We start from the raw sequence: 23,976 nt of genomic DNA on the forward strand, positions 1-23,976 counted from the left end.
CGGAAACGGCAGGCTGATCCACGTGCCCTACTCGTCGATCGTCGTCGACAAGACGACGGCGGACTTCTTCTCCAAGGTCACCGGCATGCCCTGGCCGGAGATCCGGGAAGGCGATCTGCGCGAGGTCCGGGACGCCTACCAGAAGCTCGCGAGGGACCTGCCGGAGCTGCGGCGGCTGATCGCCGAGGTCGCGGTCAAGGCGCGGCAGCAGTTCGAGGGCCAGGCCGCCCGGGAGTTCTCCGAGCAGATGAGCCAGTTCATCGGCGAGAAGGGCGCGTCGGACTACATCGCCACGGCGACCAAGACCGCCACGGCGCTCGCGAAGTGCGCCGACGACGTGGCCACGGCCGCCGAGTACACCAAGTGGATGGCCATCGCCCAGCTCGTCCAGCTGCTGCTGGAGATCGCGCTGGCCATCCTCTGGGCGCCGTTCACCTTCGGCGCCAGCCTCGCCGGGATCACCCTGAAGACGATCTTCACCCGCGCGGTGCTGACGACGTTGATGAAGTTCCTGTTCAAGACGATCCTGCTGCACACCTTCGCGGGGATCATGAGCGGCCTGACCATGGACCTGATCATCCAGGGCATCCAGATCGGCCAGGGGAACCGCAAGGAGATCGACAAGGACGCCCTCAAGCAGGCCGTCCTGTTCGGCGTCATCGGCGGTGTGATCTCCGGTCCGCTCAACCTGATCGGGATGGGCCTCGGCAAGCTGCTCGGCCGGCTGCTCGGCAAGACCGGCGGCCGGGTGGCGGCCGACAAGCTGTCCGACTTCATGATCCACGGCGACCGGGCCGCGCTGAACGAGGCGCTGAAGGCCGGCCTCAAGGGAGCGGCCAAGAGCGGGACCGGCACGCTGGAGAACCTCGCCGGCGTCACGGCGAAGAAGGCGGCGGCCGAGGGCACCGGCAGCTGGCTGGAGAAGTCGGCGTCCCGGGCCTTCGCCCGCGACCTCGGCACGCTGCTGGAGTCCTCGGACAACCTCCTGCGCCACGGCTTCGGCAAGGCCGCGGCCGACAAGTTCGTCGAGCGGATGACCCAGTCCTTCGAGAAGCACCTCAAGGAGAAGATCGGCGAGACCGCCGCCCGGAACCTGGGCAAGGAGTTCGGCGAGACCTTCGTCAAGGGCTGGGGCAAGAACGGCGTCGACCACGCCGCGCTGAGCGCGGGCCTGCGCGAGGTCATGGAGAAGAGCGGCCACAACCTCGCCGAACGCGGCGTCGGCGCGCTCGCGGACCGACTGGTGGACGTCGGCGAGCACATGACGCAGGGCAACCGGATGTTCCACCTCGGCTACGCGGTCGGCGAGCAGCTCAAGGAGGGCGTCCAGGGCAACCTCACCGAGGGCTTCTACAACCTGCTCTTCACCGACAAGCACGAGTTCACCACCACGCTCGCCACCTTCGGCTCGGGCATGGCGATGGGCCTGATGGCCCGTGGTCTGCACCACGCCGCGGCGCCGATGATGCAGCGGTACATGACCTGGGTGCAGGACACCCAGTTCAAGGCGATCGGCGAAGGCCAGTCCAAGTACTTCCCGCCCTACCACCCGCTGACCATCCTGGCGGTGCTGAGCAACCTTTCCGGCAACCCGGCCCCGCTCCTGGTGCCCCGGCTCGGACCGCAGCTCGGCTCGGGCGGAGAGGGGTCGTCAGGGGCGGGCGAGCACCTGCTCGGCTTCTCGCGCGGCGCCCACGGCGAGGCGGACGGCGACGTCGCCTCGGCCTTCCGACGTGCCTACGGCGACGCCGAGTTGGAGGACGTCTTCGGGAACGACGCCGACGCCAACCGGGCGCTGATCCGGGAGGCCTTCGGCCGGGGCCAGATCGAGGACACGTACAGCGACACGTCCGCCCAGGAGGAGTACGCGGCACTGTTCCGGGAGGCGTTCGGGCACGCCCGGCTGGAGGAGGTCTTCGACGACTGGATGCCGGCGCCCGCGCCGGTCGCCACCGTGTCGCACCAGGGCGACGCACCGAACGCGCCCGGGAGGACCGGGGAGACCGCCCGGCCGCAGCAGGGCCAGGCGCAGGGACAGACCCAGACCCAGGGGCAGACCCAGACCCAGGGCCAGAACCAGTCCCCGAACCCCTCGCAGAACCAGACCCAGACCCAGACTCCGAACCAGGCCGCGAACCAGACCCCGGGTCAGGGCCAGTCCCCGAACCGCCCGACCGTCAGCCAGGGGCCGGGGGCGCAGAACCCGGGGGCCGGCGAGGTCGCCCCGGCCGCGCCGGTCCGCACGACGTCCGAGACGGCGGCCCCGTCCGCCGCGTCCACGACGTCCGCCGCGTCCACGACGTCCGCCGCGCCCGAGAGGTCCGCCCCGATCGCGGCGACCGCCCCGGCCGAGACGTCCGCCCCGGCCACGGCGTCCGCCGCCGCGCACCAGGGGCCGCCCCTGTCACCGGGCGGGCCGTCGGTCGAGCAGCAGACCGCCGGTCTGGCCGGGGACCGCGTCGTCACCTCGTCGACCTCCTCCGTCGGTCTCGACGGGGCGTCCGTCCAGCCGAATCCGCAGGAGCGGAACGCGTCGCTCGCGTCACTCCCGCAGGAGCACACCGCCCAGCAGGACCAGTCGGCCCAGACCCAGACCCAGAGCCAGACCCACACCCAGTCCCAGCCCGAGCCCCAGCCCCAGGCCCAGCCCCAGGCCGAGCCGGTGACCGACTCCGGTCAGCAGGTGACCGCGCCCGTGCCGCCGCCCGTCGCCGGCTCGGACCTCCGGCCGGGCTACGCCGCGACGCAGGTCAACCCGCCCGCCGGCCCCCGGCCCACCACCGAGGCGGCTTCCCCGCTGCGGCCCTACGAGGCCCGGCGCGGCACGCTGCCCACCGGGGAGCGGGCCACCGAACTCGTCCTGCGGCTGCACCTTGACAGCACGAGCCTGCGGCAGCCGACGGAGCGGGTCGCCGCCCTGCAGCGCCGCGCCCTGGACGGCGTCGCCGACGCCTACAACAACGGCCACCGGCTGCCCGACGGCAGCGTGCTGCGGGTGCGGGTCGAGTTCGTCGACTCCCCCGCCACCGCCCACCACACGGTGCGGCTGCACGACGGCACCGTCCGTCAGGACGAGGGCAACTGGGGGACGCGGGTCAGCCGGGACGTGGTCAGCCACGACATCGGACGGGTGCTCGGTCTGCGCGACGGCAACCGGGAGGTCTACCAGGGGACCGGCACGGACCGGGCCGCGCGGGGGCCGCTCCCGGACGGCCTGCGCGCCGTGGGCACCGCCGTCGAGGGCGCGTTCACCCCGGACCGCGACCGGGACGGGCAGCCCGGCGAGCACCGGCCCGAGAGCCGGGCCGCCACGGGCCTTCCGCCGCGTCCCGGGGTCGAACCGCAGGTCCGCGACGCCGCGTTGTACGGCCGGCCGGGCGGCGACGACGGCCACCTGCTGACGCCGGGCTTCGACCGGGCCCACCCGGGCGCGAAGTACCAGGAGAACCCCAACGGATCACTGCGCATGGTGCCGTCGTCGGGCGGCGGTACCGCCGCCCGCACCCTCTTCCCTCCGCACTGGAACGCGGACGAGGCCGTGTACGCGGCCGAGCAGGCGTATCTGACAGCCGGGCTCGGGGGCCCGGGCCCCGTCCACTGGACGGGCGAGTACGCCGGCGTGCGGATCGAGGGGGACGCGACCGGCGGCGCGATCACCTCGTTCCGCCCCTCCGACGACCAGAGCGGGCTGAACCCGCCGCCCTACGCCCCGAACCGGCCCGTGCCCGACCACGCGGCCGCGCTCGGCAAGCCCGTGGCGCCCGGCGACCGACGGGCGCTGACCGGGGTCCACCACCGGCTCGGTACGGCCGAGCAGAGGGCCTCCGGCATCCAGGTCGTGCCGGTCAAGGGCTCCGACCACCCGAACGGCACCAGCCGGGCGAAGGTCTGGTTCCTGGACCCGAACCTGCTGCCGGGCTCCTCGGAGGCGGCCCTGCCGAGCCGCTGGCGCACGTCGGCGGACGCGCCGGAGACGGTGCTCTACCCGAGGAAGTGGTCGCCCGACCGGGCGGACCGGGCGGCGCGGACGGCTTACGACAGCCCGGTCCGCCGTAGCACGCCGGTGGGCGAGGACGGGACGGAGCACTGGATCGGCGAGGCGCACGGCGTCCGGATCGAGGGGCTCAGCCGGGACGGCGCGATCCTGACCCACCGGCCGGCCGACCTCCAGCCGCACACCGGGTACCGCCGCTGGGACGACGCGGCCGTTACCACGCGCTCCGAGCCGGTCGCCCTCCCGCTGGACGGCGGGACCCGCCCGGTCACCGTCCGGCGGGTGCTGTTCGACAACGGCCAGGAGGGCCTTCAGGTCACCGCCCGGCTCCACCTGGAGCCGACGGAGCCGCTGTCGTTCGTGCAGCTGGACTACGCGCACGAGCGCCTCCGGGTCCTCGCCCAGCAGTACGTCTCCCGGCAGGCCGGCGACGGGACGGTCCTGGACCTGCGGCTCCGGTTCACCGACGACCCGGACGACGCGTTCAGCAGCGCGAGGATCGACGACGACACGGACCACGACCTGGCGCGGCACCTGGGCCCGCTGCTGGACGCGGCGGGGCCGGACGGCCTGCGCGGCCTGCTGGAGCGGCACGCGCCGGCCTCCGTGCTGGACCCGGTCCGCGCGGAGAGCCTGCCGAAGCCCGTGCCCGGCAGCCTGCGCGAGCCCGGTCCGCCCCGCCCCGACGAGCAGCCGCCCCGGACCGCGGACCGGATGGGGCAGGAACGGGAATCGCTGCGCGGGCACTTCACCGACGAGGCCTGGACCCGGCCGCACCGCGGGTTGCCGTCGCACTGGACCGCCGACGACGTGCTGTTCGCGGCCGACCAGGTCCGCAGGCAGGCGGAGGCGAGGACGGACGGCGGCCTCCCCCCGAAGGGGGCGGTGCGCCTGAAGGGCAGGTTCGCCGGCGCCGGCATCGCGGTCCGGATCACGGACGGGTTGATCAGCAGTATCGAGGGCGTCCCCGGCGACCACGGGCTCCGGCCGTCGGGCCGGGAGAACCGGCCGCACCAGGTCCTCGCCACGGCGGAGGTTCGGCCGCCCTCCGACGCGTTCCTGGCGAGGGTCGGGGAGCGCTCCCTGCAGTCGTTCGAGGCCGGCCGGATCCGGCTGGCCGACGGCGACACCCAGACGGTGCTGAAGCTGCGGGTGCACCTCGACACCTCGCCGCTCGGCGCGTCGGGTCAGGACGACCCCCGGCTGGACGGCCTGCGCGACCGGGCCCGGCGCGGTGTCGACGAGCAGTTCAACCGGGGGCAGCGGCTTCCCGGCGGGGACCTGCTGCGGGTCGAGGTGGAGTTCACCGACCGACGGGAGGACGCCCACCACACCGTCACGGTCCACCCGGTCCTCGCCCGGGAGAGCCTGACGGAGTGGAGCGTCGGCACCACCGAGCGGGTGCTCGCCCACGAGCTCGGGCACGCCCTCGGCCTCCCCGACGAGTACCGCGAGGCGACCGGCGGCCCGCGGCCCGTCCACCAGGACAACGCGCTCATGGGCACCCCGTACCTGGACCGGTCCGGCCTGCCCCTCGTGGACCAGGACCACCGGGGGGCCGCCGCGGCCGAGCTGGCCGCCCCGGGGCTCCCGGTCCGCTACCTGCGGGAACTCGGTGCCGTCGTGGACCCGCTGTTCGACCTCCCCGGCGGCCCGGCCGACCGCGGCGGCCCGCCGTCCAGGGTGGCCTTCGGCGAGGACGTCCGCCGTGCGGCCCTGTACGGCCCGTCGGACGGCAGCGGGGGACACCTGTACCCCGCGCCCGGTTCCGACCGCCCCCGGCCGGAACGGATCCCGGACTCGGAGCACCGCAACGGCACGTTCAAGGTCGCCGACCGCGATCCCGGCCCCGAGCGGGTGCGCAGCCACGGACTGGCCGGCGACCTCGCGGTGCCCGCGCGCCGCCCGGAGCCGGACGGCGAGGAGCCGCCCCGTCGGACGCGGACCATGTTCCCCGCGCACTGGACGTCCGACGACGCCGTGTACGCGGCCGAGCAGGCCTACCACAGTGCCCGTCGCACCGGGCTGGTCACCGAGCAGGGGCCCGGCTCGTACCGCTGGGTGGGCGAGTACGGCGGGGTGCGGATCGAGGGCCGGGTGACGGGCGGGGAGTTCACCTCCTTCCGGCCGTCCGAGGACCAGGGCGCCCTGGCGACCCCGAGTTTCCAGCCGATGCGCCCGGTGGAGCGCACCTTCGCGCTGGGCGCGGAGGACCACGCCCGCTACGGCGACCGGCAGACCCTCACCGGTGCGCACCACGCGCCGCCCGTGGCGGCCGCCATGGCCAAGGGCCTCATGATCGGCCCTCCGCAGCGCGAGAACGAGAACGGCACGTATCGGGCGACCGCGTGGTTCCTCGACCCGAAGGTCGCCCCCGGATCGCCGCTGTCGACCTTCGACACCCGCTGGCACCGCAGCGCGGACGAGGCGCCGCACACGATGTACCCCAAGGGCTGGACGCCGCACGAGGTCCTCTCCGCCGTGGAGGCGGCGTACGCGGCCCGGCGCGACCCCCGGCCCCGGGGCGACGGTGACGAGCACTGGGTGGGCGAGGCGCGCGGCGTCCGGATCGAGGGGATCACCCGGGACGGGCTCCACCTCGTCCACCGCCCGACGGCCGAGCAGCCGATCACCCGGTGGGACTGGAAGGAGGTGACCGCGAAGTCCTCCCCCGGTTCGATGAGTTTCGGGAGCCGCCGGGCGGTCGTCCAGCACGTCCGCTTCGCCGCCGGCCAGACCGGCCTGCTCCTCACCGCCAAGGTGCACCTGGACTTCCCGCCCGGGACGCCGCAGATCACGGTCGTGCGCCACCAGATGGCGGTGCGCAACGCCGCGGAGGCGTACGTCCGCCTGCACTCGGGCGAGGGCGATCCGCCGGCCCGGTTCGAGATCGAGTTCACGAAGGTCGCGGCCAGGGACGGGCTGAGCGTCCCCCTCGCCGCAGACGCCGGCACCCGGGACCTCGACCTGCGCACCTACCTGCCGGACCTCGCCGACCCGGACCGGATGCCGCTCTCCGAGCTCCTCGGCCTGGCCGGCTGGCACGCCGGGGATTCGGACTGGACGCCCCACGGCGACCCGCGCCCCGAGGTGCCGCCGCTGCGTGCGCCCGGCACGCCCGGAACGGGCGAGCGTCCGGCGACCCTGCCCCAGCTGGGAGCGGACACGCCGAACGGCTGGCCGAGGTTCGCCCCGGGGGTCAAGGACGGCGTCAACGTCGGCCTGCCGTCCGCATGGACCCGCCTGGACGCCATGCACGCCGTGCAGAAGGCGATGGACGAGCGGCCCGCCCCGGCGGCTCCGGCCGACGAGGTGACGGTCGGCGGGATCCGGATCAGGGTCCGGACCGAGAACGACCTGATCGTCGACTTCTTCGGGGCCCCGGGCCAGACCTTCCCGTCCCAGCTCTCCCGGCCGGAGCGCACCCTCGGCGAGATACCGCACACCGTCCGGGCCTCCGACGAGCCCGGATCCGGGCCCGCACCGACCGAGGGAGCGGAGGGGCAGCAGACCGCGCCCGAGACCGCGCCTGCCGGGACCGCGCCCGAGACCGCGCCTGCCGGGACCGCGCCCGTCGGCCCGCAGGACGCGCTGCCGGCCGCCCTGCGGAACCCCGGCTGGCAGACGTTCACGTCCGACGGGGCGGTCACGCCCCCGCCGCGGGCGGAGCGGACGGCGTCCGGACCGCAGCCGGTGACCGAGCCGAACGGCGTGGTCCGGACGTACGACACCTGGCACCTCGCGGACGGCATCGCCGCGGACGCCCCGATCGCCGCGTTCCCGTCCCGCTGGAGGCGCCCGGTGGGCGCGCCCGGGCAGGCGCACTACCCGGAGGGCTGGACGGCGGCGGTCACCGCGCACCACGTCCAGGAGGCGATGGCGAACGCCTGGTACGGCGGCCCGGCGGACGGCGGCCACTCGCTGGTCGTCGGCGACTCCGGCGGCGTCTCGATCGTCGGGCTGTTCGGTCCGAACGGCGACTTCCTCTTCCACCGCCCGTACGACTGGCAGCCGGCTCCCCAGCACGGGGACCACCCCTGGCCCGTGGCGGGGGTGGCGGCTGTCGGGGAGCCGCACCCGCTCCCGGACCTCGGGCCGGTGGAGATCCGGAAGGTGCGCTTCGACGACGACGGTGCGGACGGCGCCGACTCCGGCGTCCAGGTCACCGCCAGGATCCGGCTGACCCCGGGCGCCCTGGCCGGTGAGACCGAGCTGCACCGCGCGCAGGACGCCCTGCGGGCGCAGGTCGAGCCGTACCTGGAGAGTCACCGGGACGGTTCGCGGCGGCTGGACCTGCGGCTGGAGTTCACCGACGACCCGGACGTCCCGGCGACCGTGGTCGGTCTCGGCGACGCGCCGACCCTCCGGGCCGCCCTGCCCCGCCTGTACGAGGGGGCGGGTGCGCACGACCTGCTGTTCGTCCTGGAGCGGCACCTCGACGGAATCCCGGACCCGGTGGAGGCGCACGGCGGCCACCACTGGGCGACCGGGCTCCGGCCGCACTTCACGGCCGAGGCCTGGGACCGGCCGGGTCGCGGCCTCCCCCGGGAGTGGACCGCGGACGAGGCCAGGTACGCCGCGCGCGAGATCATGCGGACCAGGCCGGCCGCCGTCGCCGGCCCGGGCACGCCCGCGCCGGTGGTCCACCGGGGCACCTTCGCCGGTGTGCGGGTGAACGTGCGGGTGGAGCACGGGGTCATCACCGACGTCTGGGGCGAGCCGCACCAGCGGTTCTGCCCGCAGCTGACCGCGCCGCAGCCCGAGCCGCACCGGGTGATCGGCACCCACGAGGTCGTCCCGCCGGGCAACGCGTTCGACCGGAGCCTGGACGTCCGCGTGGTCCAGCGCTTCGAGGCCACCCGCATCAGGCTGGCGGACGGCGACACCGAGACCGTGCTGACGGTGCGGGTGCGACTGGAGACCTCGACGCTGGACCTGGCCGACCCCGCCACCGTCCGGGCACTGGACGCGCTGCGGGACTCGGCCAGGGAGGGCGTCAGGGAGATCTACGACGTCGGCCAGCGGCTGCCCAGCGGCGACCGGCTGCGCGTCGAGCTCCGGTTCGTCGAGACCGAGGCGGAGAGCCACCACACCGTCAATGTCCTCCCGGAGACGGACCGGGAGAACCACCGGACGTGGAGTCTGGACACCACCGGCGGGGTGGTCGCGCACGAGGTGGGTCACCTCCTGGGCCTGCCCGACGAGTACCGGGAGGCGTCCAGGGGCGCACGGCCGGTGTACGTGGACGGCGGCCTGATGGGCGGCCGCCACGTCGACAGCTTCGGCCGCTACCCGGTGGACCAGGACCACATGGCCATCGGGCCGAACGTCATCGACCCCTCGCGGGCACTCGCGACGCGGAACCTGCGCCAGCTGGGCGCGGTGGTCGACATCGCCTTCGGCAGGGACCGCGGCCCGGAGCCGGGCGGCGCCCCGGCGAGGCCCCTGGTGACGGAGGACACGCGCCGCATCGCGCTGTACGGCGGCCGGGACGGGAGCGGCCACCTCTACCCGCCGGCGGGATCGGAGCGGCCGAGGCCGCCGAGGCCGGCCGGCTCCGAGAACCGCAACGGCACCTTCAGGGTGGTGTCCGAAGGAGCGGCCGACGCGACGGCGACGCGGACCGGCACCCCGGCGGGCGACCTGGCTGCGCCGAGGCGCAGCCGGACGATGTTCCCCGAGCACTGGACGGCGGACGACGCGGTGTACGCCGCGGAGCAGGCGTACCAGCACGCCCGGCGCACCGGCGCGACCACGGAGACCGGGCCGACCTCGTACCGGTGGACCGGCGAGTACGGCGGCGTCCGGGTCGAGGGCCGGACCGAGGCGGGGCAGATCACCTACTTCCGGCCCTCCGACGACCAGGGCGGCCTGGACGCACCGGCGTACCTGCCGTGGCGCCGTACCGACGGGTCCCTCGACCACCGGGTCGAGGACCTCGTCCGCTACGGCGACCGGCTCACCCTGTCGGGCGGGCACCACCGGCCGACCGAGGAGGCCGGCCGTCGGCGCGGGATCGCCGTCGGACCGGCGGCGGAGGCCAACCCCAACGGGACCTACCGCGCGGCCGTCTGGTTCCTGGAGCCCGGTGTCACTCCGGGCACGCCGCTGTCGGAGTTCCCCTCCCGCTGGCACCGCCGCGAGGACAGCCCGACGCAGACCTTCTACCCGGCGGGCTGGACGCCCGGGCAGGTGCTCTCCGCGGTGGACCGTGCCTACGCGAACCGAACCGGGGGAGACACCCGCAACGACGGCACCGTCCACTGGACCGGGGAGGCGGACGGCGTCCGGATCGAGGGCGTCACCCGGGACGGACGGCACCTGATCCACCGTCCGACGGCCGATCAGCCGGGCGCGCCGGCCGGTGCCTCGCCGCACGGGCCGCTGGTCGTGCCCGGGACCCCGGGCACCGGCGAGCGTCCCGCGACCGTCAGCCGGGCGGTGGACGAGGGGATGGGTTCCGGAGACGCCTTCTCCGCCGGGCTCGCGGCCTGGGACGGGTCGGGCGACCCTCCCGGCGGGGGCGCCGGCACCCCCCGGCCGGGCCGGAACCTGCCGCCCGAGTGGACCCTGGCGGAGGCCAGGTACGCGGCGGTGCAGGGCTCGCGGATCGGCTCGGACCGCACGGGCGTGGACCCCGCCACGGGCCTGCGGACCGAGACCGGTGAGGTCGAGCACCAAGGGATCCGGATCACGGTCGTCCGGGACTGGGACTCGTACCGCATCATCGACATCTACGGCTCCCCGGACCAGGCTTTCGCCTCCCAGGGCCGCAAGATCGTCCCCGAGCGGAACCCCGGGCAGACGGGCCCCGAAGCAGAGCCGCTCCTTCCGCATTCCACCAGCAGGGCGGATGCGTCCTCTTCGAGTCCGCGCCCGGACGCGGACGGGGACACGGACCTCCAATCGGACGCGGGCAGCGAGTCGTCCTGGGACTCCTCTCAGGACGAGGCCATGGACCAGTACTCGGACGTCGACGACAGGTCCGAGGCGGACTCGCTGGACCTCATGCTGTCCTCCGACGACGAGGGCATGGAGTGGGAGGGCGGTTCCGACGCCGGTTCCGACCGCAGCTCCGAGGACCGGGACTCGGCGTCGGACCTGCACTCGGACCTGCACATGGACCTGGACGAGGCACCGCTGCAGCAGCCGAACCGGGTCCGGCCGGCGCACGAGGCGCCCGCGCCGGACCTGAGGTTCGCCATGGTCCTCGATCCGGTCGAGGTCACCGCACCCGCGAACACGGCGCTGCACGGCAGCGTCTCCACCCGCCTCCGGCGGTTCCAGGCCGCCCGCGGCCTCCTGCTGGACGGCAGCCCGGCGGTCGAGGCCGTCGTGCGGATCCACCTCGACACTTCGGGGCTGCCGGCCGGTCAGGACCACACCACGGCCCTGCGGAACCTGCGGGAGCGCGCCCAGCAGAGCGTCGACGAGTACTACAACACCGGGCACCGGCTGCCGGACGGCGACGTCCTGGTGGTGCGGACCGAGTTCGTCGAGGACGCGGGCCAGGCGCACCACCGGGTGCGGGTCCTGGACGGGGAGGTGCGCGAGCACTCCGACATCTGGGGTCTGCACACGGGCCGGGCCATCCTGGGCCACGAGATCGGCCACCTGTTCGGCCTGCCCGACGAGTACCGGGAGCGGCGCCTCTACGAGGAGGGGACCGACCAGAACGGCAACCCCGCGGTCGTCTCGCTGGAGGTCCACCCCCGGACCGTCCACACCGACGCGGGCCTGATGGCCGGCACCCTCGCCGGCCACGGCCGCCCCCGGGTCGACATGGACGCCGCGGTCAACGCGGACGACACCCCGATGCGGTTCACGCTCGCCCCGCGGAACCTGCGCGAGCTGGGCCAGGCGATCGAGCACGCCCTCGGCGCCACGCACACCCTGCCCACCACCGGCCACGACCTCCCGCGCCGGGCGGCCTTCGGCCTGGACGCCCGGCAGTCGTCGCTGTTCGGCGACACCCGCAGTCCGGGCGGCCACCTGCTGCCGCCGATCGGCTCGGACCGGACGGCGCCCGAGCGGGTGGTCCGGGTGGAGCGCAACGGGGTCGTGGTCGCCGACTTCTCGGCGGAGCCCCCGGCCGGTCCGTCCCGTGCCCGCCGGGTGGACACCCTGTCCGCGGCCGGTGACCTGCTGACCACCGGGCCCGCCCACCGGCGGATGTTCCCGCGCAACTGGACGAGCGAGGACGCGGTGTACGCGGCCGAGCAGGCGTACCTGCACGCGCTGGGCACCAACGCCGTCGTCCCGCTCGGCGGGAGCCGGCACCGCTGGACCGGCGAGTACGCCGGGGTGCGGATCGAGGGCGAGGTCCGGGGGGAGCAGTTCCTGTCGTTCCGCCCGGCGGACGTGCAGCCGGACGTGGACCCGCCGCTGAACGCCCCGCACCGTCCCGTCCCCGACGACCCGGCCCGGGCCTTCGGGGCGTTCGGCCAGCGCGCCGAGGACGTCGTCCGCTACGGCGACCGGCAGAACCTCACCGGCCTGCACCACGAGCTGAACCCGGCGCACGTGGCGAACCCGGCGAACACGCTTCGGGCGCACGGCGTCAGGATCGTCGAGACCACCCCCCCGATCCACAACGGCACGTACCGGACCCGGGCGGCTTTCCTCGACCCGACCGTCGCGCCGACCTCCCCGCTCGCCCGTTTCGCGACCCGCTGGCGGTTCCGCGGCAACGCCGACGGCGGGAGCGGGCGCACCATGTACCCGCGGGACTGGGTGGCCGAGGACCTGCTGGCCGTCGTCGACGACGCGCACGACGGCGTCCCGGACGATCAGCGGGTGTACCTGGAGGACGGCCGGACGTACTACTGGGTGGGGGAGGCCGACGGGGTCCGCATCGAGGGACTCTCCCGCGACGGGGCGCACCTGGCCCACCGTCCGACCGACACGCAGCCCATGACGGCGTGGGACCAGCGGCGGGTGCTCCGCACCTCGCCCGCCACCGGGACCTGGATGGGCGACCGACCGTTCTCCACGGCCCGGGTCCTGTTCGACTCCGGGCAGGAGGGCCTGCGGATCACCGTCCCCGTGCGCACGGTCGTCGAGGGCCCCGTGACGCCGGAGCTGCGCGCGTTCGCCGAGGACGAGATCCAGCGCAGGGTGAACGACTACGTCCAGGAGCGGGCGCTGGAGACCGCGGGCACGAACGGGGTGCCGCCGAGGCTGGTCGCCGTCGTCCTCGACTTCGCCCCCGGACGTCCGGACGTCTTCTCCGAGATGGTCGTGCGCCCCGACGGGATGTCGGGCGTGTCGAGCGTCCTCGGCCCGCTGGCCGTCCAGGGCCAGGACCACGTGTTCAACGGGATCACCGCCGCACTGAGCGACTTCACGACCCCGTTCGCGGACCTGGTCGCCCAGCAGGGCGCCCCCCGCGTCCCCGCCGACCTGCGCGAACCCGGCCCGCTGCGGCCGGGCGAGCACGCGCCCGCCGTGCTGGCCGGGTGGGACCAGCAGACCGTGCGGCAGCTGCGTGACCTGGACGCGCGGTTCAGCCACGCGGCCGCGGTCGCCGACCCGCGCGACCTTCCCGTCGACCGGAGCCTGCCCCGCGAGTGGACCGCCCGCGACACGCGCTGGGCGGCGGTCCAGCTCCTCAACCAGCAGGAGAGCGTGCACGGCTCGACCGTGACCGAGGTCGTCGAGGGCCGCATCGGCGACGTCCGGATCCAGGTCCACGTGGAGGACGGGCAGATCGTCGCCGTCAACGGCGTCGGTGACCAGCGGGACCTCCCGCAACTGCACGGCTCGCCGATTCCGCCGGACGCCGAGGCGCAGCCCGCTCCCACCCTCGTCTCCGCGACGCAGCGGTCCGCGGCCTCCGCCTGGCAACCCGTCGACCTGGACGGCACGGTGACGGGGACCCCGCGCCGCGCGCCCGCCCTGGTGGGCGACCAGACGAGGGTGACCCTGCCCAACGGCACGACCCGGGTCGTCGGGGTGCACCTGGACCCGGCGGTCGGCCAGGGCGCCCCGGCCACGCAGTTCCCCTCGCGCTGGCACCGGTCGGCGCTCGATCCCGGGACGGTGTACTACCCGGAGCACTGGAGCGGGCCCCAGCTCACCGCGCACGTCACCGCCGCGCTCGACCACCCGCTCCTCACCCGCCAGGAGGACGACGGCTCCCGTCTCGTGGTCGGCCGGGCGGACGGCGTGTGGATCGAGGGCCGGTTCGGTCCGGACGGCACCCTCTACTTCCACCGTCCGTCCCCGCACCAGACGCTCGACAACCCCGACTACCGCGGCCCCGCCTCCACGACGGCCCGCCAGGGCACCGAGGTGCAGCTGACCGGCCTCGGGCCGGTCCGGGTCCGCCGCGACCTCATGTTCGACGGCTCGGAGGTCGTCCGGATCACCGCCCGGGTCAGGCTGGTGGGCGGCGAGCACACCACCGGGGCCGACCTCCGGCAGGCCGAGGGGACGTTGCTGCAGGCCGCCGAGACGTACGTCGACGGGCACCGGGACGGCAGCGACACCCCGATGGACCTCCGGCTGGAGTTCACCGGGGACGCCGACGCCACCGAGGTCCGGCTCGAACCCGGGCAGGACCCCACCATCGAGCAGGCCCTGCCGCGGCTGCACGAGGCGGCGGGCGCGAACCGGCTGGCCGAGGTCCTGACCTCGGAGGACCAGCCGCAGGCGCCGCCGGCACCGCGCAGCGTGTCCGGCGAGTCGATGCTCGACGGCCGGCGACGGTACTTCGCGGCGTCCGCGTGGGACCGCCCGACCGAGGGCCGCAACCTGCCGCGCGAGTGGACGGCCGACGAGGCCCGGTACGCCGCGAGCGTGGTCGCGGGCTCGACGCACCGCGTCCCGGCCGGCCCCGTGCCGCGCGGGGGCACGACCGCGCCCGAGCAGGTCCACGGCACCTTCGCCGGGGTGCGGCTGACGGTGCGGATCGAGAACGACCGCATCACCGACTTCTGGGGCCAGCCGGACCAGCGCGTGCCGCACCAGCTGACCCGGCCCGGGCCCGAGCAGCACCAGGTGCTCGGCACCCACGAGGTCCGTCCACCGACGGACCCCTTCGACCGCAGCCTGGAGGCCCGCGAGCTCCAGGCGTTCTCGGTGAGCCGGATCAGGCTCGCCGACGGTGACACCGAGTCGCTGGTGAGCGTCAGGCTGCACCTGGACGTCAGCCGGCTGAACCTGGCGGACCCGCACGCCGTGCGCCTGCTCAACGACCTGGCCGGCCGGGCCCGCGCCGGGCTGGCGGAGACCTACAACGGCGACCAGCGGCTGCCCAGCGGCGACCGGCTGCGGGTGCGGGTCGAGTTCGTCCAGGATCCCGCCCTCGCGCACCGCACCGTGGCCGTCCACCCGGGCCCGATCCGGGCGAGCCACGAGAACTGGGACCTCCAGACCCCGGCCTCGACCCTCGTCCACGAGGTCGGCCACCTGCTCGGGCTGCCGGACGAGTACCGCGAGGGCCACTCCCGCGTGGACCGCCGCCGGCCGGTCCACCTCGACGGCGGTCTGATGGGCTCCTACACCCGTGACCGCTTCGGCCGGCCCATGGCCGACACCAACAACCGGCCCGCCGCCCCGGGCGTCCCCGACGCGCGGCCCGTGCTGCGCGCGCGCAACCTGCGGCAGCTGGGCGCCGTGATCGACCTCGCCTTCGGCGCCGACCGCGGGCCCGGGCCGGACGGCACCCACCCGCCGCGTCCCCGGGTGAACGAGGACGCCCGGCGCACCGCGCTGTACGGCGACCTGAACGGGACCGGCCGGCGGGTGTCGAGCGGCGGGCGCGACGGCGGCGGCCACCTGTTCCCGCAGCCCGGCTCCGACCGGCCGGAGCCGACCCGGATCCCGGGCTCGGAGAACCGCAACGGCACCTTCCGGGTCTTCGGCGGCCCGGCCGACGGCGCGGCGACCGGCCACCACCGGCTGGCCGGCGACCTCGCGGCCGGTCCGGCCGTCCAGGACCGCGGCCGCACCATGTTCCCGGAGCACTGGACGTCCGACGACGCGGTCTACGCGGCGGAGCAGGCGTACCAGCACGCGCTCCGCCGGGGCGACGAGGCGTTCACCGAGCTCAGCCCGGTCTCCTGGGCGTGGACCGGTGAGTACGGCGGGGTGCGGATCGAGGGCCGGGTCGTCCTCCGGATCGAGCGCCGGACGGGCGGCCCGTTCGAGGTACCGGAGATCGTCTCCTTCCGTCCGTCCGACGACCAGAGCGGGCTGGGCGCGGCTTCGCACCTGCCGTGGCGCCCGTTCCCGGCCGGTTTCGACCAGCGGGTCGGGGACCTCGTGCGCTACGGCGACCGGCAGACACTCGCCGGCGTCCACCACCAGCCGCCGGAGCGGATCGGGTACGGGGACGGCGACCGCCCCCGGGTCGACCAGGCCGGCCAGCGGAAGGGCGTGCGGATCGGGACGGCCTTCGCCGCCCACCCCAACGGGACCTACCGCGCCCAGGTCTGGTTCCTCGACCCGGTCGTCGCCCCGAGGGCGCCGATGGAGGCCTTCCCCTCCCGCTGGCACACCCGCGCGGACAACCAGTCCCACATGTTCTACCCGCGGGACTGGCACGCCGATCACGTCCTGGACGCCGTCGAGGAGGCCCACCACGGCCGGAACCGGGCCGACGACCGCGTCGTGAACGGCGCCGTCCACTGGACCGGCGTCACCGACGACGGTGTCCGGATCGAGGGCATCACCCGGGACGGTCGGCACCTGATCCACCGTCCGGCGGACGAGCAGCCCGGTGTGCGCCTGCCGGCGGACGCGCCCCGTTCCGCCCCGCTCGCCGAGCCGGGGTCCTCCGGTACCGGCAGGCGCCCGGACACCGTCGTCGCGATGTCCCTGAACCCGGTGCCCGCCGGCCACGTCAGCCCGGACCTCAGCGCCGCGGCGGGCCGCGGCCTGCCGAGGGAGTGGACGCCGGAGGAGCGGCTCTTCGCGGCCGCCAACGGCCGGCGGATCGAGGAGGAGACGCTGGTCGAGGACGGGTTCCAGGTCCGGGTGCGGTTCGCCGAGGTCGAGATCACGGTGCTGCGGGACGCGGAGTACCGGATCGTCGACTTCGCGGTCGCGGACGGCCACACCCCGCCGCCCCAGCTCACCATCCCGGTGCCCGAGCGCGGCACCGGCCGGCGGGCCGCCCCGGGCCCGGTCGAGCAGCTGTTCGCGCCGGACCCCCCGCGTTCGGACGAGGGCTCCGACCACGGGCCCGGTCCGCAGGACGGCCGTCTCCTCTCCGACGGGGACGAGGACGAGGCCATGGACCTGTACCGGGACTCCGACGAGGAGATGGACTACGCCACCGACTCCACGCTCGACTTCCTGTCCTCCGACGACGACATGGAGTCGGTCCACGGCTCCGACTCCGACTCCGACGTCCGCTCCGTGGACACGGACACGGACGGGGACGGGGACGGGGCGGCGCACCCGGTGCGCCCGGCGTACGAGGCACCCGCGACGGACCTGACGATCGCCCGGGTCCTCAGGACGGTCGAGGTCGAGGCGCCCGCCGACCCGGCGCGGCACAGCAGCGACGCCACCGGTCACCGGCGGTTCCAGGCCGGCCGTGCCGTCCTCGTGGACGGCACCCCGGCGGTCGAGGTCGTGGTGCGGATCCACCTCGACACTTCGGGGCTGCCGGCCGGTCAGGACCACACCACGGCCCTGCGGAACCTGCGGAACCGCGCCCGGCAGAGCGTGGACGAGTACTACAACACCGGGCACCGGCTGCCGGACGGCGACGTCCTGGTGGTGCGGACCGAGTTCGTCACGGACCCCGACCGGGCGCACCACCGGGTCGAGGTCTTCGAGGGAGAGGTCCGTGAGACCCAGGAGGCATGGGGCCTGGGCACGACCCGGACCGTCCTGGCCCACGAGATCGGCCACCTGTTCGGCCTGCCCGACGAGTACCGGGAGCGACGCCTCCACGAGGAGACCGTCGACGGGAACGGCGACCGCACGGTCGTCGAGCACGAGATCCGCCCCCGGCCCTCGTACCCCGACGCCGGGCTGATGGGCGGCACCCACGCGGGCAACGACCGGGTCCGCTTCGACCAGGACGCCGGGATCATCACGGACGACACCGACATCCGGTTCGCGCTCGCCCCGCGGAACCTGCGCGAGCTGGGCGCCGTGATCGAGCAGGCCCTCGGCGCCGCGCCGGCCGGGCCGACCGCCCACGGGCTCCCGCGCCGGGCGGCCTTCGGCCTGGACGCCCGGCAGTCGTCGCTGTTCGGCGACACCCGCAGTCCGGGCGGCCACCTGTTGCCGCCGGTCGGCTCGGACCGGACGGCGCCCGAGCGGGTGGTCCGGGTGGAGCGCAACGGGGTCGTGGTCGCCGACTTCTCGGCGGAGCCCGCCGCGGGTCCGTCCCGTGCCCGCCGGGTGGACACGCTGTCCGCGGCCGGTGACCTGCTGACCACCGGGCCCGCCCACCGGCGGATGTTCCCGCGCAACTGGACGAGCGAGGACGCGGTGTACGCGGCCGAGCAGGCGTACCTGCACGCGCTGGGGACCAACGCCGTCGTCCCGCTCGGCGGGAGCCGGCACCGCTGGACCGGTGAGTACGCCGGGGTGCGGATCGAGGGCGAGGTCCGGGGGGAGCAGTTCCTGTCGTTCCGTCCGGCGGACGTGCAGCCGGACGTGGATCCGCCGCTGAACGCCCCGCACCGTCCCGCTCCCGACGACCCGGCCCGGGCCTTCGGGGCGTTCGGCCAGCGCGCCGAGGACGTCGTCCGCTACGGCGACCGGCAGAACCTCACCGGCCTGCACCACGAGCTGGACCTTCAGCTGCCCGGCCGGGAGAACGCGCTCCGGGCGCACGGCGCCCAGGTCGTCGAGACCCGGCCCCCGGTCCACAACGGCACCTACCGGGCCCGGGTGGCCTTCCTCGACCCGACCGTCGCGCCGAACTCCCCGCTCGCCGACTTCCCGACCCGCTGGCGGGTCCGGGACGACGACGACGGCCTGCGGACCATGTACCCGCGGACCTGGTCGTCCGCGGACCTGCTGAACCACGTCGACGACGCGCACGACGGCGTCCCGGCCGAGCGCCGGGTGTACCTGGAGGACGGCCGGACGTACTACTGGGTGGGGGAGGCCGACGGGGTCCGCACCGAGGGACTCTCGCGCGACGGGGCCCACCTGGTCCACCGCCCGACCGAGGACCAGCCCACCAGCCCCCTGCGGGCCTGGGACGACCTCCGTGCGCGGCACACCCTCCGGGGAACCGAGGTCGACCTGGACGGCCGCACCCTGACCGTCTCCCGTGTCCTGTTCGACTCCGGGCAGCTGGGCGTGGAGATCACCCTCCCCGTCGACGTGTCCGTCGAGGGCGGTCTGACGCGCCCGCAGCAGGAGGCCGCCAGGGGCGAACTCCAGCGCAGGGTGGACGCCTACGTCCGGGAACAGGTGCGGGCGACCGCGGACGCGGACGGGACGCCGGAGACGCTGGTCAGCGTCCGCCTCGACTTCGGGGACGACCACCAGGACCCCTACGCCCGGGTGATCATCGACCACGACTCCCTGCCGGACCCCGCAGACCTGTCGGTGGTCGACACCGCGGAGAGCCTCCGGCTCCTCCTGGGCCCGCTGGTCCACCAGGACCACGGGGACGTGTTCCACGAGACGGTCTCCCGTCTGGAGGAGCTCGCCCCCACCCGCGTGGACGTGCTGGCGGACCTGCACACCGCGGAGGGCGCCCCGCACGTCCCCACCGACCTGCGCGAACCCGGCCCGCTGCGGCCGGGCGAGCACCGGCCCGCGGTGACCGCCGGCACGGACCGGCAGAGCCGGCGGGCCGTGGGAGCCGTGGACTTCCGGTTCACCCGGACGGGGATCGAGCTGGACCCGCACGGCCTGCCCGAGAACCAGAGCCTGCCCCGCGAGTGGACCGCCTCCGACGCGCGCTGGGCCGTGACCCAGCTCGTCGACCGGCACCAGGTCGGCCGGACCGAGACCGGCGTCGTCTACGACGAGTTCCACGGCGTCCTCCTGGAGGTCGAGGTCGTCGACGGCCAGATCAACCGCTACCGGGGCATCGGCGACCAGCGGGACCTCCCGCAGCTGCACGTCCCGCCGCGCACGGCCGACTCCGGGCCGTCCCACACCTCCGGCCCCGCCCCCGTACCGCACCTCGCGCCGCCGGCCGGCCACCCCCTGCTGGACGCCGTCGCGGACGCGTCGCCCGAGCTCACCGAGGCCCTGCTGGGGCACCACGGCCTCCCGCCGACCACCGAACGGCCGGACGTGCTCCGGCTGATGACCACCGAGGTGGCCGAGTACCTCCAGCGGACCCGGCCCGAGAACCTCCCGGTCGAGGCGCTGACCGCCTTCCGCCCCCTCCTTCCCCCGAGCATGGAGACCGCCCGGGAACTCCACGGCCTGCGGCACGCCCTGGCGGCCTCGGACGGCACCCACGACGCCGGGCTCGGCGGCGCGCTCGCGCCGCTGCTCGCCCACACCCTGCACGTCCGGCTGGAGGTGACCGACGGGCACGGGAACGTCACCCGGTACGGCCCGGAGGACAGCGAGACGGTGGTCAGGATCGGCGAGGACGCCCCGCAGGACCACGACACCGAGATGCTGTCCGAGCCTGAGTCCGAGCTTGAGTCCGAGCGGGAGTCCTCCCCGGCCCAGACCGACCACGGCGACGACCTCACCATGCTGGTGGACCCCGCCGAGACCGCGCTGGCCCAGGTCCTCGCGGCGCGCGAGGTCCGGGCGCCCCTCGACGCCTTCGGGCGGTCCGTCTCGGCCTCCTACCTCCGCGGCTACGAGGTGCGGCGCGGCTTCCTGGAGAACGGCGACCCCGCCACCGAGATCGTGGTGCGCATCCACATCCGCCGCGAGCCGGCCGAGGCGGGCATCGAGGAGGGCTACGGCTACGACGCCCCCGTCGAGCAGTTCACCGACGACCAGATCGGACAGGTGATCGACCGGGTGTGGGACGGCGTCAACGACGCGTACAACACCGGCCACCGGCTGCCCAACGGCGACGTGCTGCGGGTCCGGCCCGAGTTCGTCGACCACTCGGCCGACGTCAACCACCACATCCACATCGTCGACCTGTTCACCCGGAAGCTCCACGAGAACAACGAGACCTGGTCCCTCGAATCGACCCCGGACACGCTGGCCCACGAGATCGGCCACCTGCTCGGCCTCGACGACGAGTACCGCCGCCCCCAGAACCGGCACACCATCTACACCGACGCCGGCATGATGGGCTCCGACCACGTCGAGCACGGCCGGATCTCCGCCGACCAGCCCGCCGGCATCGGCCCGCGCCGGGTCGACGGCACGGTGACCCTGGCCGCGCGCAACCTGCGCGAGCTGGGCGCCGCCGTCGACGAGGCGTTCGGCACCCAGCCGTCCCGGCTCACCTCCACCCACCGCGCCCCCGACGGCCACCCGCTCCCGCCCCGCGCCTCCTTCGGCCTGGACGCCCGGCAGTCCTCGCTGTACGGCGACCGCCGCACCGAGGGCGGCCACCTGCTGCCGACGCCCGGCTCCGACCGCCGACGCCCCTCGGCGATCGTCGAACAGCACGCGAACGGCGTGCTGCACGTCGAGTACGAGGCCGCACCGGCCGGCTCGCGCCGCGCCGTCGGCGTCCGCACCGACAGCGCCGCCGGCGACCTGCTCACCACCGACACCGCCGAACGGCGGCGGCTGTTCCCCCGGAACTGGACCGAGGACGAGGCGGTCTACGCCGCCGAGCAGTCCTACCTCGACGCGCTGCGCCACGGCACGGTGGTCCCGGCGGGCGGCAGCCGCTACCGCTGGACCGGCGAGTACGCCGGGGTGCGGATCGAGGGCGAGATCCACGGCGACCGGTTCTCGTCCTTCCGGCCGGCCGACACCCAGCCGGAGCCGCACGAGTCACCGGCCCCGCCGGCCCCGCCGACCCGCCCCCGGCGGACGGCCACGCCCTGGAACGGCCTGTCCGACCCGGGCCCGCTGCCGCCCCGCGACCCGGACCTCGACTACGCGCCCTCGCGGCCCGCGAGCCTCCTGCGCTACGGGCAGCGGGCCCAGGACGTGTCCCGCTACGGCGACCGGCAGTTCTTCACCGGACTGCACCAGGAGTTCACCCCGGGCTCGAACGTGGACACCGCGACCTGGCACCGCCTGCGCGGCGTCGAGGTGATCGAGCGCGGCGCCGCCCACGTCAACGGCACGTACCGTGCCCGGGTGCGCTTCCTCGACGCGACCGTCGCCCCCGACGCGCCGCTCTCGGAGTTCCGCAACCACTGGTTCGAGCCGCGGGACAACTCCGTCCGGACGATGTTCCCGCGCGAGTGGGGCCGCATGGGCGTCCTCCAGGCCGTCGAGTCCGCGCACGGCACGGCGTCCCACCGCGTCCGGATCGACGAGCGGACCTACCGCTGGATCGGCGAGGCGAACGGCGTCCGCATCGAGGGCCTCACCCGCGACGGTCGGCACCTCGCCTACCGGCCCACCGACCTGCAGCCCGGCACCACCACGGAGGGCTGGGACCAGCAGCAGGTGATCGCCACCGGTGCCGGCCGGCGGATCGCCGTCGGTACCGGCCAGCTCCAGGTCCAGCGGGTGCTCTTCAACTCGGGACAGCACGGCATCGACGTCGTCGTCCCGCTCCACGTGAGCCGGCAGGACGGAGTGACGGAACAGCAGATCCGTGCCTTCACCGACCAGGTGAACCGGGAGGTCCAGCAGGTCTGGGCCCAGGGCAACCGCGGTCGGCAGCCGCTGCTGGTCAACGTCACCGTCGTGCCGGTGGGCGAGCCCGCCGGCGCCTTCCGGAGCCTCACGGCGCGCGAGGCCGCCGGGACCAACGTCTCGACGCTGGTGGGCCAACTGCTGCCCGGATTCGGCTGGAACCAGCCCGGCAGCCCGCTGCGGCAGCTGTTCGACATGGCGGGGCCGGTGACCACCTACTCCGACCGGGTACTGCCCACCGGCGGTCCCCACGCGCTGCGCGAGCCCGGCCCGCTCCGGCCGGGCGAGCAGCTCCCGCCCACCGTCCCGCAGTTCGACGTCCGCACGCTCCGGCCGAGCTTCACCGAGGACGCCTGGAGGGAACCGCGCGGTCCCGGTCTGCCGCGCGAGTGGCAGACCGACGACATCCGCTACGCGGCCGGTGTCGTGCTCGACCGCGCCCAGCGGGCCGGGCAGCCGCTGCCGGCCGACGGCGTCGTGCACGGCACGGCGGGCGGCGTCACCGTGCACGTCCGGCGTGAGGGCGGCCTGATCGCCGAGGTCCGGGGCGAGCCGGGCCAGGAGAGCTCCCGGCAGCACTCCACCCCGGCCGACAACGGCGCGCCCGTCTCGCGGAACGCCGTACGGCCGGAGGACGAGCCGGCCGGCGCGCCGATGCTGCGCGCGCTCGTCGAGGACGACCCGCAGTTGCTGAGGCAGCTGTTCGGAGAGGACGAGGGCGGGCGGTTGGCCGCCGACCCGGCCGCCGCGGAGCGGGCGCTGCGCGGGCTGGTCGAGGAGCGGTTCCGGGAGAACCCCGAGCTGGCGCGGGAGGCGTACGAGCTCTACTCCGCCTGGGCCGGCCGCATGGGGAACGACGTGGCGGACTGGCCGGTCTTCGTGGAGGACATGCACCGGGAGATCGCCACCTGGCGGGAACAGGGCTGGGACGCGGTGAGCGACCCGCTCTCCGTACGGGACGCCTTCGCGGTGCTCACGGCCTCCGCACTGGATCTGCGGGTCGGTCTCGTGGACGTCCGGAACGGCCACGAGACGGTGTCCGACTTCGGCCCGGAGAACGGTCGCCGCGTCAGGCTCGACCACGACGAGCGCGAGGGTTACTCGACCGTCGTCGTTGCCGAGCGCCGGCAGGAGCAGGAGCGCCTCCGGCGGGAGACCGAGGCACGGCGCGAGGCCGACGAGGACGCGGAACAGGGACGGCGCGAGGCCGACGAGGACGCGGAACAGGGACGGCGCGAGGCCGACGAGGACGCGGAACAGGGACGGCGCGAGGCCGACGAGGACGCGGAACAGGGACGGCGCGA

1 protein-coding gene is annotated in these 23,976 nt (G+C 75.1%); it reads left to right on the forward strand.

Annotated features, from left to right (window positions below; translation table 11 throughout):
- Positions 1-22: 22 nt before the first annotated feature.
- Positions 23-23,976, forward strand: a 23,954-nt coding sequence (locus PUR56_RS40620) for an EndoU domain-containing protein (RefSeq protein ID WP_329952661.1), incomplete at its 3' end; no start/stop codon positions are given.

Source organism: Streptomyces sp. BE303 (assembly GCF_036290945.1).
Taxonomy (GTDB): domain Bacteria; phylum Actinomycetota; class Actinomycetes; order Streptomycetales; family Streptomycetaceae; genus Kitasatospora.